The organism is Streptomyces sp. NPDC046915, assembly GCF_040644935.1.
Lineage (GTDB): Bacteria > Actinomycetota > Actinomycetes > Streptomycetales > Streptomycetaceae > Streptomyces.
Window position 1 is genome coordinate 18,011 of record NZ_JBEYXB010000046.1, and the last position, 11,280, is coordinate 29,290.

At 68.6% G+C, this 11,280-nt stretch carries 12 protein-coding genes and 3 pseudogenes; 9 read left to right on the forward strand and 6 right to left on the reverse strand.

The window, feature by feature from the left end:
• Positions 1-10: 10 nt before the first annotated feature.
• On the reverse strand, positions 11-403 hold the full coding sequence (locus ABZ915_RS47890; protein WP_361817528.1) for a CPCC family cysteine-rich protein: 393 nt from the start codon (positions 401-403) through the stop codon (positions 11-13).
• Positions 404-477: 74 nt separating this feature from the next.
• Here ABZ915_RS47890 and ABZ915_RS47895 point away from each other — a divergent pair, with 74 nt between their 5' ends.
• The 6 genes and pseudogenes from ABZ915_RS47895 to ABZ915_RS47920 all read left to right on the forward strand — a co-directional run bounded on the left by ABZ915_RS47895 (position 478) and on the right by ABZ915_RS47920 (position 4,967).
• Positions 478-1,293 (forward strand): integrase core domain protein, encoded by an 816-nt coding sequence (locus tag ABZ915_RS47895; RefSeq protein WP_361817531.1) that lies wholly within the window; start codon positions 478-480, stop codon positions 1,291-1,293.
• A pseudogene (locus tag ABZ915_RS47900) lies at positions 1,290-1,457 on the forward strand (AAA family ATPase); the annotation flags it as partial. The gene ABZ915_RS47895 and the pseudogene ABZ915_RS47900, both read left to right, overlap by 4 nt.
• A pseudogene (locus ABZ915_RS47905) lies at positions 1,450-1,719 on the forward strand (RNA polymerase subunit sigma-70); the annotation flags it as partial. The pseudogenes ABZ915_RS47900 and ABZ915_RS47905, both read left to right, overlap by 8 nt.
• A gap of 200 nt (positions 1,720-1,919) precedes the next feature.
• The gene (locus tag ABZ915_RS47910) at positions 1,920-2,573 is read left to right on the forward strand and encodes a hypothetical protein (RefSeq protein WP_361817534.1); all 654 of its coding nucleotides are present in this window, start codon (positions 1,920-1,922) and stop codon (positions 2,571-2,573) included.
• 1,098 nt (positions 2,574-3,671) lie between these two features.
• On the forward strand, positions 3,672-4,499 hold the full coding sequence (locus tag ABZ915_RS47915; protein WP_361817536.1) for an LLM class F420-dependent oxidoreductase: 828 nt from the start codon (positions 3,672-3,674) through the stop codon (positions 4,497-4,499).
• A 42-nt stretch (positions 4,500-4,541) separates the two neighbouring features.
• Positions 4,542-4,967, forward strand: a complete 426-nt coding sequence (locus ABZ915_RS47920) for a TIGR03668 family PPOX class F420-dependent oxidoreductase (RefSeq protein WP_361817559.1) — start codon at positions 4,542-4,544, stop codon at positions 4,965-4,967.
• A 387-nt stretch (positions 4,968-5,354) separates the two neighbouring features.
• On the opposite strand, the gene ABZ915_RS47925 is transcribed toward ABZ915_RS47920, so the two are convergent.
• The gene (locus ABZ915_RS47925; RefSeq protein WP_361817539.1) at positions 5,355-5,567 is read right to left on the reverse strand and encodes a hypothetical protein; all 213 of its coding nucleotides are present in this window, start codon (positions 5,565-5,567) and stop codon (positions 5,355-5,357) included.
• Between the two features lie 398 nt (positions 5,568-5,965).
• On the opposite strand from ABZ915_RS47925, the gene ABZ915_RS47930 reads away from it, so the two are divergent.
• Entirely contained in the window at positions 5,966-6,235 is a 270-nt protein-coding gene (locus ABZ915_RS47930; RefSeq protein ID WP_361817542.1) for a DUF3761 domain-containing protein, read from the forward strand.
• Between the two features lie 157 nt (positions 6,236-6,392).
• Here ABZ915_RS47930 and ABZ915_RS47935 read toward each other — a convergent pair whose 3' ends face one another.
• Complete coding sequence (locus ABZ915_RS47935; RefSeq protein ID WP_361817545.1) at positions 6,393-6,653, reverse strand: hypothetical protein; 261 nt, start codon at positions 6,651-6,653, stop codon at positions 6,393-6,395.
• Between the two features lie 66 nt (positions 6,654-6,719).
• Here ABZ915_RS47935 and ABZ915_RS47940 point away from each other — a divergent pair, with 66 nt between their 5' ends.
• Complete coding sequence (locus ABZ915_RS47940; protein ID WP_361817548.1) at positions 6,720-6,866, forward strand: hypothetical protein; 147 nt, start codon at positions 6,720-6,722, stop codon at positions 6,864-6,866.
• 343 nt (positions 6,867-7,209) lie between these two features.
• On the opposite strand, the gene ABZ915_RS47945 is transcribed toward ABZ915_RS47940, so the two are convergent.
• A complete protein-coding gene (locus ABZ915_RS47945; protein WP_361817550.1) occupies positions 7,210-7,659 on the reverse strand; it encodes a hypothetical protein in 450 nt (149 codons plus the stop codon).
• A 641-nt stretch (positions 7,660-8,300) separates the two neighbouring features.
• Between ABZ915_RS47945 and ABZ915_RS47950 the strand changes: the two are divergent.
• Positions 8,301-9,471 (forward strand): annotated as a pseudogene (locus ABZ915_RS47950) (IS256 family transposase); the annotation flags it as partial.
• A gap of 117 nt (positions 9,472-9,588) precedes the next feature.
• Here ABZ915_RS47950 and ABZ915_RS47955 read toward each other — a convergent pair.
• Together ABZ915_RS47955 and ABZ915_RS47960 are read right to left on the reverse strand one after the other, a co-directional pair.
• Positions 9,589-10,848, reverse strand: a complete 1,260-nt coding sequence (locus ABZ915_RS47955; RefSeq protein WP_361817553.1) for a hypothetical protein — start codon at positions 10,846-10,848, stop codon at positions 9,589-9,591.
• Between the two features lie 261 nt (positions 10,849-11,109).
• Positions 11,110-11,274: an IS3 family transposase gene (locus ABZ915_RS47960; RefSeq protein WP_361817562.1), complete on the reverse strand. Its 165-nt coding sequence runs from the start codon at positions 11,272-11,274 to the stop codon at positions 11,110-11,112.
• Positions 11,275-11,280: the final 6 nt, after the last annotated feature.

Sequence of the window (11,280 nt, forward strand, 5' to 3'; positions counted from 1 at the left end):
CTGACCCATCTCAACTGCTGCGCCGCCAGAATCCAGCGTCTCGATAGCGCCACCAGTACAGGACCGTGCAGTCGTCTGGCCAGGGTGCCTCCTGTCTGCCGCGGGGTTCGAAGCGGTCTTGCCCTGGGACGATGGGGCGCCAGTTCGGATCCAGCGGCTCGTCGTCCTGAGGCAGCCGGACCCTGGTCACGAACCGTTCCTCGCAGGCTCCGAACTCTGTGAAGTTCGCCTGGGCCTCGATCAAGGATGGCTGGTTCGCTCCGCCAGCCCAGTCGGGCCAGCGCAGCTGCACACGATCGTCCTCCCAGAAGCACACCGGACAGGTCTCATACGAGCCGGGCGGCTCGCTCAGGGTCAGATGGCCGCAACAGACACAGGGAAACGTCAGCGTCACGACGGTCATCTTGCCGCACCACAGACCTGCCCGGATCCGACGCGTGAGCTTGACAGCGAGACCCGCATATTAGAGGTGTGCCGATGACGATCGTCTACGACCGCACCAAGACCGTCGTCCGCCGGCATGTCGCCCCGGGCGAGGCAGTCCCGCTGCACCCGGAGGCGGTCGCCTTCGCCGGCCACTACGACTTCGACATCGACATCCTGGCCGCCTACCGCCCCACCGGAAAAGGCCGCGTCGAGTGCCAGGTCCTCATCATCCGCGACCACGTCCTGGCCGGCCGGGCCTTCTCCTCGCTCGAGGAAATGGACGCCGCCTTTATGGCCTGGGTGCCGCAACGACGGGCCCGCACCCACGGCACCCATCACGAGATCATTGGGCACAGAGCAGCCCGGGACCACGCCGCCCTCAAACCGCTGCCCTCCACCCCTTGCCTGGTGGCCGAACGACACCTTCGGTCGGTCGGCAAGGACAGTCTGGTCGCCTTCGCCAGCAACCTCTACTCGGTGCCCGCCCGCCGGGTCCGCCCCCGCCAACTGGTGGAGGTCCGGGCAACAAAGTCCCAGGTCACGCTGCACTCCACCACCCCGGACAGCAGCGGCCAGACCCTGCTGGCCACTCACCAGCGAGCCGTTGGCCGCGGTGTCTGCGTGGTCGACGACAAGCACTGGGACGGCCTGCCCACCGGCGCCGGATGCCGGGTCACCACCGGCGACATCCCGGCCCAGCCCCGCCGCCCGAAGCCCCTGGAACAGGAAGCCGGGCCGCTTCAGGCCTTACTCATAGGCGCCCCCGCGGCTTCCGTCCCGGTCGGCCGACGTCCACTGTCGGCCTATGACGAACTGACCGGCACCCGCCCCGTCACCACCCGTTTGAGCACTAGGGAAACGTCTTGAGCGAGCTGGTCTCCACCCGCATCCGCAGCACGGCCGGCAAGCTCGGCCTGTCCCACCTGGCCGAAACGATCAACAAGTACATCCGGCGGGCCGACGAGGGAAAGATGGGATACCTCGACTTCATCGACCTGATGCTGTCCGAGGAACTCGCCGTCGTACGCGAAGTGGATGCGCGGTGTCCCGGACATCCAGGCGTGGCTGACCGGCCCCGCCGTCGAATGCCGCGGCTCTCGTCTGATTCCGACCGTGGCCAACGGCACCCCCGCCTTCGGTCAGTACCGGCCCCGGGCCGACGGCACCGGCTGCACGCCCTGGGCGCTGCAGGTCGTCGAGTTCTCCGGTGACCGCATCGCCGGCATCACGGCATTCCGCGACACCGACCGCCTCTTCCCGCTTTTCGGCCTTCCGGACCAAGTGACCACCTGACCCGCACCCTGCATCCTCGCCGGCCCGCCCCTGGCACCACCTCAGGGGCGGGTCGTGCGCGCTGCCAGCCCGCGCCCGACCTGGAAGGGCGCTTCGGCGCCGCGATGGATTGCACGCTAACCCGCCGCCCGAGCACGCTGCCGCGCGACCGGCCGGAAGTGTCCGCCGGACGCACCCCACCCCACCGGAGGGCAGCAACCATGACCGCCCCACCCCACACCAAAACCGCCGACCATGTCCTCGACCAGGCCAAGGCCAACCCCAGCCCGGGAACCGGCGGGAAACTGCCCGTGCTGGCGATCGCAGGCGGCACCGCCTCAGGCAAGTCGACCCTCGCCAAGGCCCTGGCACTGCACCGTCCCGGGGCTGCGGCTCTCATCCACCTCGACGACTTCTACGTCCCCGCGCACGAGCTGCACCGCGGGGTCCGCGCGCTGAGCGCCACGGGTGCCGAGACGCTGGATTGGAACCATCCCGGCTCCATCGACGAGGACGCCGCGGCTGCCGCGCTCGAGGCAGCGGCCACCAGCGGACAGCACCGCATGGTGGTGGTGGAGGGCCTGTTCGCCCTGACCCTGCCCAAGATCGCGGCCCAAACCACCTGGCAGATCTACGTGGATGCCCCCGACGATGTTCGCCTGGCCCGCGGGCTGCTGCGCAAGATCGAGATCCAGCGCCAAGACCCGCTGGTCTCCTTGCGTAACTACCTGCTCAGCGGCCGAGACCGCCACGCGCAATACGTCGCCCCCTCCCGGCATCGGGCCGATCTCGTACTCGACGGAACGATGCCGACAACCGACCTGTTGACTACGGTCCTCCACCTGGTCGGCGCGAATCCGGCACCCGCCCACTGACCGGCGGGAGCGGAGGGTCAGGCCCGAAACACCGACTGCCGACCGGGGCACCCTCATCCCGGCCCCGCCTTCTGCGACCAGAGGAGGCGGGGCCGGCTGCGTCATGCCATCCGTCGCGCCCGGCACGGCTGGCCCTCACGCCGCGTCCGGGGAACGGGGTTGCGTGCCTTGCCCGCCACCACGCCACGGTAGGGGGCACCGGCCCGGGGGAGCGGCGACCACACAACCCGTTCTCCCGGGCCGCCTGTCCACGCCCCGAACGGAGAACCCACCCCCATGCCGCAGGGCACCGATGTCGCAGTTGCGAACTGTGTGAGCTGCGACATTGTCATCCGGAAGGGCAAGCCTCACGATGACGCGAACTGACCGGCGTCAAGGGAAGCAGCTCATCATGGGTGATCATGTGCATGTGCGACTCAGTCAGGGGCTGAGCGCATCGGATGACGGAGAACTGGTCGAGCACTCCCGCTGCCGGTGCGGTGCCACTTTCACCAAGGTGTTCGACGCTGAGGGCGGGGAGCCGGAACACCCACACGGTTCCTGATCGCACCATCGCCGGCAACGACACCGCATCGGCGCCAGGCCCTGCCGCCTGGCCTTGCCCTGCCGCTGCTGCCCGGACGCCCTCCCCCAGACAGCCGAACCGCCAGGGCCGTCACCGGGGCCGTGCGCACCGCAGAGAAGGCCGGGCTCCAGCACCGTCACCGGCGGATGACGGGCATGCCCCCGAGGGGGATCTTGGCGAGGACATCGCAGGATGATCCCGGCTGCTCAGCCGCACGAGGACGGCCGGGCAGCCGTTCCTTCCGCGCGGCTGACGCGCTGGCCGCCACACGGTCGCGAGGGCCGGGCGCGGATGCTCGACGTCGTCTACGAGCTCCGTGACGACCCGCGTGCGATCGGCCGGCGTTCTCGTGCTCACCACTGCGGCGCTGCGCGAGGTGGGCCCTGCAGCGGCCGGCGGACGCGTGGGTCGGGCAGTGACAGTGGGCATGGAGTCCGGACGCCACGCCACGCTGCGGGAGGTCATGCCCGACGAGGAGCGACCGGCCCCGTCACACTGACAGCAGGTGTGCCGACGAGACGAGGTGGTCGCGGATGAAGTTCGGAGTATCGACATTTGTCACCGATGAAGGCATTGGCCCCAAGGCGTTGGGACCCGCCCTGGAGGAGCGTGGGTTCGACTCCCTGCTGCTGGCCGAGCACTCGCATATTCCGGTCAAGCGGGAGTCCCCGTACCCGGGGGGCGGTGAGCTGCCGCGGATCTACTACCGGACGCTCGACCCGTTCGTGGCGCTCGCCGCGGCCGCCTCGGTGACCCGTGACCTGCTCCTGGGCACCGGCATCGCCCTGGTGATCCAGCGCGATCCGATCCACACCGCGAAGGAGGTCGCCTCCCTCGATCTGATCTCCGGCGGCCGGGCCGTTTTCGGGGTCGGCGCGGGCTGGAACCGCGAGGAGATGCGCAACCATGGGACGGATCCGGCCGTCCGCGGGCGGCTCATGGACGAACGCATCCGCGCGATGATCGAGCTGTGGACCAAGGAGAAGGCCGAGTTCCATGGCGACTTCGTCGACTTCGATCCCGTCTACGCCTGGCCCAAGCCGGTCCAGAAGCCGCATCCGCCCATCTGGGTCGGCGGCGACAGCGAGCGCGCTTTCGAACGCGTCGCCGCGTACGGTGCGGCGTGGATGCCGAGCGATCCACCGCTCGAGAAGCTGGGTGAACGCATCGCGCGTATGCGGCGGACGGCCGGTGACCGCCCGTCCGTCGTGGTGTACGCGGGCCGGTACGACCGGAAGGCGCTCGACACCTACGCCGAACTCGGCGTCGAACGCGTCCTGTTGTATCTGCCAACCCTGCCGGAGAACCAGACGCTGCGGACCCTGGACGAACTGGCCGAGGCCACGTCCGGCCACCGGTGACAGCTCGCGGCTGCCGCTGAATAGGAGCTGACCGTGCCGGACATGGCCGAGGGCGAGGCGCGCCGCCGGTTCACGACCGCGCGGGTGGCGCGCCTGGCGACGGTGGACGCGGGCCTGCGCCCGCATTTGGTGCCGGTCGTCTTCGCGGCCCACGGCGAGGAGATCGTCACCGCCGTCGACTGGAAGCCGAAGAGGTCGCAGCGGCTGAAACGGTTGGGCAACATCGCGGCCCACCCGGCTGTCTGCCTGCTCGTCGACGCGTACGACGAGGACTGGGAGCGGCTGTGGTGGGTCCGCGCGGACGGTGACGCCCGCGTGCTGCCGCCCGGCAACCAGGGCGAGTACCCGGCGGCCGTCGCCCTGTTGCGGGAGAAGTACGCGCCATACCGGCAGCGACCGCCGACCGGTCCGGCGCTCGTGATCGCCGTCCGCCGGTGGCACGGCTGGCGTGCCGCGTCGGGGGGGTAACCGTACTGGCAGGGGACACGCCGCCCCCGGCATCAGCTTGTCCTTTACAGTAAGTATCTTCAGCGCACCAGGAGATCGATGGCGACCTCCAGTCGTTCGAGGTAGAACTCCCGTGATGCGGCCTGATGCTTGAGGCAGCTGCGGCCAGCCGCAGCGGAAGGCACCGAGTTCCTGGCGCAAGTCCGGGTAGTCCGGCCTGCCAGCGCGGTGGCCCACACCCTGGCCAGCGCCGCGTGGAAGGCGCTGACGGCGTCATCGCCCCCAGTCGAGCCTCGCTCGCGAGGTCAGTTGTGCAGGTGCGGCCAACCAGTCGACGTGCCCGTCCTCTGGTTGGGTACCCGGCGAGCCCTCCTGAGGCACTGGCCGTCCGAACGACCTGGTGGCACCTCACCTGTCGGCTGGCGGCGGCGCGCACCAACCATGTTCACCCCAGTACAGGACGCCGCCTGCTGCCAGGGCAAAGCCGATTCCCGCGCCCACCAAAACACCGAAGATGCCTCCCGAGGCGAAGCCGAACACAGCTCCGGTCAGCAGCCCCATCAGCGAGGCACGGATGAAATACCTGCGAATCCTCTCGTCCGCAAAATCACCGCCTTTCACAGGGCCCTCTGCCCCGCCCTGCGACGACTAATCGATCGGCTCGTCACATAGGGTGAACGAGCGGTACTGTCGCCGCGCAGGCCCAGGAGCAACACCCGAATCGCCGGGCGTATGGGCCGGTCTGCCTGCGCGGTGGCCCGCATCCTGGCCAGCGTCGGTTGTCAGGCGAGGACGGTGTCGTCGTCCGCGGCCGCCCGACACGTCCCGGCTCCGCGACGTGTTCGCGCCCCGCCGTGGAGGGGCTCAGCAGCGAGCCGCCTCCTTATCCCCGTGCTCTTACGGGCCCCGGGCGCACCGATCCGAACTCAGGGTAAAGAGATGCAAAGTGATGCGAGGAGGCAGTTGAGAGCGCTATAGGCTCCCGCTGCACTTGCTCAGCTTCAAAAAGGGGGGATCTTTTGCGCACTCGTCTTGCTGTCTGCGCCGTGGCGGTCGCCGTCGCCGGCGTCTTCTTCAGCGCACCCTCCGCTTCCGCGGCGACGCTGCCGTCGACCAACACCGCTCACCACTGCATCCACCACACCACCGGGGTGTGCGGGTGGACGCACCACAAGAGGCCCGCGGACAAGTACGAGACCGCGAAGTGCACGGACGCTTCCCTGTCCTACTCCCGGCACTCGCAGGGCACCTGCTCCCACCACCACGGCGTCCGCTACTGGTTCAAGTAGACCGCCCCGGCAACGCCTGCCGTCCCCTGGACATGTGCGATGGCGGCCACCTTGCGGCATCCCGTTGGTGCGGCGCCCGAAGGCTCTCGGGCGCCGCACCAGCGCACGCCTGTCCAGGGTTCACGTCATCAGAGCTGCTGCACCGAGCCGGTGGTGGTTACTGTGCTCGGACAGATGCTCCGTAGCTGTCGGTCTGGCGGAGCACCGTGGCCTCCCGGGCCGGTGCGGGCCATACCTGGATGAGGTACCACTCGGTGATGTCGTCTGGGGCGAGGTCGATGGCCGTGTCCCGGCCCCGTGCATGGACACGCAGCCGGTAGTCGCCGGGACCGTCGAAGGACAACTCGGGCAACTCCTCGTCCAGGTCGGCCATCAAGCCCCGCACCATCAGTTCACCCGAGGCGGAGTGCAGCGGCACTTCGACGATCTCCTCCCATTCGGCGTCCCCTGGCTGGGGGCGTCGGCGTGGAGGGTGACGTTGACGATGCGCACGACCGCGGTCGCGGTCGTGGTCATGGTCGGCGGCCGATGTCGGCACGACTTCGAGCAGATTGTGCTGACGATCCGGGCAGCCCTCACCGAGGTCGGGCGCCCGCTGCTGGCCTTCACCCTGACGCTGCGCCGCTACTGACCACCCGGGCGAGCCGCTGGAGGAGTACCTGCGCCGCGCCGGCCTCGGCTACCGGTGCGGGCAGGCACTGCTCCAGCGGATGCAGTCCGCGCTCGCCGACGTCACCCAGGTGCTCATGCTGCCCGGCACCATCGGCTCGGTCGTCGGCCAGGCCACCGGCGCAACCAACCGCTGCCATCCACCACCCATTCACGCCTGGATCTCGCGGCCGATGAGGGCGGCGGGGAAGCGCGCTGATCTGCCGCGGCTGGACTCGTGGTCGGGGTACAACCACGGGCCAGACCGCGGCGCGCGGTTGCTGACACGGGTAGGGCCAGCGGCGCCAACTGGACCAGGGCGCCAATCAGGAGCAAGGGTTGCGGTAGGGGGCCTCCGCCACGTGGCGACGCCACTGGTCACGGGTGAGGGCTCTTCCGGTGGCCGTGCAGATGCGGTGGATGGCCTGTTCGGCGTTGAGCATCCACAGTCGGGTGGTGCCGTCCAGGCCCCCAGTGGCAAGGGTCTGGCCGTCGGGTGTGAAGACCAGGGTGCCGATCTCCTCGGTGTGTCCCACCAAGGGGTCGCCCACCGTGGTGGGATGCGCGGGATGGGTGACGTCGTAGAGCCTGATCATGCCATCGCCGGTACCGACGGCCAGCCGATGCCCGTCGGGCCGGAACGCGGCGCCGGTAACCGAACCGCCGGCGTCCAGCGCGGCGCCCAGCGGGGTGACATGGGAAGGGTCGGAGGTGTTCCACAGGCGGATCGTGCCGTCGGTGCTGCCGATGGCCAGCGTGTCGCCGTGGGGGGGCAAACGTCACCACGTCGCCGACGAAGGACCTGCCGCGCCGGACCGGGTGCGTGGGGTCGGTGATGTCCCACAGCAGGATGCGTCGGTCCTGGTCGACGACCGCGAGTAGATGACTGTCCGGGCTGCGCGCCAGCGGTCCGGCCCCGGCGTTCTTCTCCAGCACGGCGGCACGGCCCTCCTCATGGGGGTGCCGGGGGTCGTCGATGTTCCAGGTGCGGATGCGGACGCCGTCGTCAAAGGTCTCGAACGGCAGCTTGCCGTCGCCGTCCCCGATGTCCGCCCCGATGGCGCTCGATTGGTCACTGGTCTCCTCGTGGGTGACCAGTCTGTGTCCGTCCGGGGTAAAGGCCAGGAGGACGATGGTGTCGTGGTGGCCCGCGGCGAGATGACCGAGCGCTCGCGGCCGTGCGGGGTGGGACACGTCGTAGAGGCGTACCCCGCCGTTGGGCGAGATGACGGCGAGCAGGTGCCCGCGCGGAGCGAACTCCGCTGCGGTGCCCGGCAGAGAGCCAGCCAAAGGGCGGGGATCAACCGGATCGCTGGTGTCCCACAGCCGCACCGGTCCGTTCTCCGTACAGGCCGCCGCCATGGTCCGCCCGTCCGGGGCGAACCCAGCGGCGCTCCAGGTCCCGCAACCGAGCCAGCTGACCGGGCAGGGTGGGCTGCTGCAGCAGCTGACCAAGCGGGTCCTGGAGTCTGCCCTGGAAGGTGAGATCACCGATCACCTCGGTTATGAGAAGCACGATGCGGCCGGCCGGGGCAGCGGCAACTCCCGCAACGGAAGCCGGGCCAAGACCGTGCTGACCGACGTCGGGCCGGTCGAGGTCAAGGTGCCGCGTGACACCTCGGGCACGTTCGAGCCGCAGATCGTCAAGAAGCGGCAGCGGCGGCTGACCGGAGTCGACGAGATGGTGCTGTCGCTGTCCGCGAAGGGGCTCACTCACGGCGAGATCGCCGCCCACCTGGCCGAGGTCTATGGGGCCGAGGTGTCCAAGCAGACCATCTCCACCATTACCGACCAGGTCATGGAGGGCATGGCCGCCTGGCAGAGCCGCCCGCTGGACCGCGTCTACCCGGTCTTGTTCGTCGATGCGATCAACGTGAAGATCCGCGACCAGCAGGTCGCCAACCGGCCGATCTACCTGGTCATGGCGGTGACCGTGGAGGGCGAGCGGGACATCCTCGGCATCTGGGCCGGCGACGGCGGCGAGGGCGCGAAGTACTGGCTGCAGGTGTTCACCGAGCTGAAGAACCGCGGCCTCGAGGACGTGCTGATGCTGGTCTGCCGACGGGCTGAAGGGCCTGCCCGACGCGGTGGAGACGGTCTGGCCTCGAACGATTGTCCAGACCTGCATCGTCCATCTCCTGCGCAACTCGTTCCGTTACGCGGCCCGCCAGGACTGGGACAAACTCGCTTAGGCCCTCAGGCCCGTCTACACCGCGCCGACGGCCGAGGCGGCCGAGGAACGGTTCCTGGAGTTCACCGAGGTCTGGGGAAAGAAGTATCCGGCGATCGTGAAGCTGTGGTCGGACGCCTGGGCCGAGTTCGTCCCCTTCCTCGCCTACGACGTGGAGATCCGCAAAGTCATCTGCTCGACGAACGCGATCGAGTCGTTCAACGCCCGCATCCGCAAGGCCGTGCGAGCCCGCGGGCACTTCCCGACCGAAGCCGCCGCCCTCAAATGTGTCTATCTCGCGCTGATGAGCCTGGACCCAACCGGCAAGGGACGACGCAGGTGGACCATGCGCTGGAAAGCGCCGCTGAACGCCTTCCAGATCGCCTTCGACGGCCGACTGACCCCAAGCAACCACTGACCACCTCAACAACCAAGATCAGCCGTTAAGTTGACACTCCCGAGGACCGCAATAGGAGGCAACGCGACCGGCCACGGAGTCCGTTCCAGACTGCGTGGCCGGGGCCTGGTCAGCAGGCTACAGCTGCGGCTGTGGCATCCGCTGCCAGCTGAAGGGGCCGTACGTGGTGTTGGTGACAGGGTAGTTGGAGTTGGGGTCAGCAGTCAGTTTCAGCCATTCCAGCGGTGTCGTGCTGCCGTGTACGACGATGCGGTGGAAGTTGGGGACGTTGTAGTACGGGTGCTCGTTCCACGCGTTGTTGCCCGGGTCGTGAGCGCATACGCTGGCGCCGGTGGCCGGGTCCGTCTCGCCGGTGCACGTCGCCGTCGACGACAGGGGGTTGTCCGAGCGGTACAGGTGCGAGTCACCGTTGAGCATGAGCACCGGACGGTTGAACTCGGTGGTTTTCGCCGCGACCTCGCTGATGACCGGCTCGTAGTTCGTCAGGTGGTCCTTGGTCTTGCCGTCGAGGTCCCACATGTCGGCCTGCGCGGAGATCACTACGGCCTTCGCGTGCTTGGCCTGGGCGTCGGCGAAGGCGGCATCGAGCCAGCGGACGTCGGCCGCGGTCCGGTTGGTCCGTTCGTCGGTCTGCGCCTGAGTCGCGGTCGGCACCTTGTACCAGGGGTCGGCGTCGTTGTTCGACCCGCCGGGCACGTTGATGGTGACGAAGACGATGTCGTTCTGTGCCCACATCACGTTCTCGGCGTACTGGGCGTCGCCCGGGTGGCTCGGGTCGTAGGCGGTGGCCTGGGAGACCACGCTCAGTGTGCCGCTGCCGAGGGTGTGGCCGGGCTGCGCGAAGAAGTCCTGGCGGATCTTCGCGAGGTTGTCGAGCGGGTTGCCGCAGCGGTAACTGACACAGTCCGCGGGGTTGGTGGACAGACCGCTCGTGCCGATGTAGTTGATCGCGCCGGAGGTCGGGTCGTAGAAGCCACCGCCCTGGCCGGGCGAGGTGAGGCTCGACGCCTTGTGGCAGTCGGCCCACTCGTTGTCGCCCGGTGTGTAGAGGAGCGGCTTGGCGAAGGTCTGCCACACGGTCGCGATCGAGGCGTCGTAGTCCTCGGTGCAGAACTCCTTGCCCGAGTGGATGTCGCCCACCTGGATGACGTCACTGACCGCGGGATCGCTGTTGATGGTACCGATGAACGCCGGGGTCTTCTGGAACTGCGAGGTGTCGGCGGTCTGGCCCGCGGGCGCGTACGCCGACCTGCCGTACGGCGTGTCTCCGAATACGGCGAGCGTCAGTGGGCTGCCGGCCGCCGATGCGGTGACGGCTGGCAGTACGGAAGAAGCAAGGCCGACGGCGACGAGCGTGATGAGCCCGCGCCTGAACATGCGTCCCAACGTGCGTCCTCTCTCAGGTCCGGTTGAGGGGGGCGCTCCAGTGGACTGGATCGGAGCGAGCCCGGCATGGCGTCAACGGCCGCCTGGAGATGACGAGCAAGAGAAGTTCCGGTGGTGTCCAGGCCCGTTTGCTCCCGGCGTGACTCAGTCACCTTCGAGATCTGGACCGGCTTGGCTGTCGGGCTCTGCCAGTGGTGCGCATTCGGGAGGTGGAGTCAGCTGAGGCGTCCCCTGGAGTGTGAACACGGGGGTTCATGCTGCCAGCGTGAGTGTACGTACTCTCTGCTGTTGCTGTTCGAATTCGGCTGGTGAGAGGTACTTGAGGGCACTGTGGCGTCTGCGGGCGTTGTAGTAGGTGAGCCACTGGAAGATCTCCAGCCGCGCCTGGCGCATCGTCGAGAACAGCCGTTGGTGCATCGTCTC

Excerpts from the sequence above, each read along its gene's own strand:
- ABZ915_RS47890 (WP_361817528.1), bottom strand. The coding sequence starts at position 403 with ATGACCGTCGTGACGCTGACGTTTCCCTGTGTCTGTTGCGGCCATCTG.
- ABZ915_RS47895 (WP_361817531.1), top strand. The coding sequence starts at position 478 with ATGACGATCGTCTACGACCGCACCAAGACCGTCGTCCGCCGGCATGTC.
- ABZ915_RS47910 (WP_361817534.1), top strand. The coding sequence starts at position 1,920 with ATGACCGCCCCACCCCACACCAAAACCGCCGACCATGTCCTCGACCAG.
- ABZ915_RS47915 (WP_361817536.1), top strand. The coding sequence starts at position 3,672 with ATGAAGTTCGGAGTATCGACATTTGTCACCGATGAAGGCATTGGCCCC.
- ABZ915_RS47920 (WP_361817559.1), top strand. The coding sequence starts at position 4,542 with ATGGCCGAGGGCGAGGCGCGCCGCCGGTTCACGACCGCGCGGGTGGCG.
- ABZ915_RS47940 (WP_361817548.1), top strand. The coding sequence starts at position 6,720 with ATGCGCACGACCGCGGTCGCGGTCGTGGTCATGGTCGGCGGCCGATGT.
- ABZ915_RS47955 (WP_361817553.1), bottom strand. The coding sequence starts at position 10,848 with ATGTTCAGGCGCGGGCTCATCACGCTCGTCGCCGTCGGCCTTGCTTCT.
- ABZ915_RS47960 (WP_361817562.1), bottom strand. The coding sequence starts at position 11,274 with ATGCACCAACGGCTGTTCTCGACGATGCGCCAGGCGCGGCTGGAGATC.